Source organism: Pseudoalteromonas sp. TAB23 (assembly GCF_000498075.1).
Lineage (GTDB): Bacteria > Pseudomonadota > Gammaproteobacteria > Enterobacterales > Alteromonadaceae > Pseudoalteromonas > Pseudoalteromonas arctica.
Genome location: NZ_AUTP01000203.1, coordinates 1 through 693 on the forward strand (window position 1 = coordinate 1; position 693 = coordinate 693).

General features: G+C 46.9%; 1 protein-coding gene. It reads right to left on the reverse strand.

Going from position 1 to position 693, the window contains the following annotated elements:
* The coding region (locus L654_RS0110525) for a molybdopterin cofactor-binding domain-containing protein (RefSeq protein ID WP_029753574.1) at window positions 1-693 on the reverse strand (693 nt) is incomplete at both ends.

The window sequence follows — 693 nt, forward strand, 5'->3', positions numbered from 1 at the left end:
GTAGCCACAAAATCCGTTTACGGTAATGTCGGCACCTTCTATTAAGCCATTTTCGTCAAAACCGACATGATAGTGATTATAAAAAGGGTGGCGCTTACCGGTTAATTTAAAATCGTCGCTGCGGGCTAGGCGCATTTTTACTGCGCAGCCAAGGTGGTAAACCGCAAGAGCTGCAAGGCATGCCCATGGTGCGCCTTGGGTTTCTTTGCCGCCAAAAGCACCGCCCATACGGCGGGTTTCTACGTTTACAAAGCTAAATGGCTTTTTTAAAATTTTAGCAACTAAATGCTGCACCTCAGTAGGGTGTTGCGTAGAGCACTGAACATGAATGCCCCCGTCGTTATCAGGTTGCGCCAGCGCTATTTGACCTTCTAAATAAAAGTGTTCTTGCCCGCCTATGTTTATTTCGCCTTTAAGCTGGTGGGCTGCGTTATTAATGGCGTTTTCGCTGTTACCACGGTTAAGTGAATGGGGCGGCCTTACCCAATGCTCTTTTTTTATCGCTTCTTTAATATCGAGTATGGGTGTAGTTTGCTCGCACTCTATAACCACTAAACGTGCAGCGCGGCGCGCTATGGCGTAGCTGTCGGCAACGACAATTAATACAGGTTGTCCGTGGTATTGAATCTCATGGCTAGTGAGTAATACATCACCAGGAAATACCGGGCCAATATCTAATTTACCCGGTACATC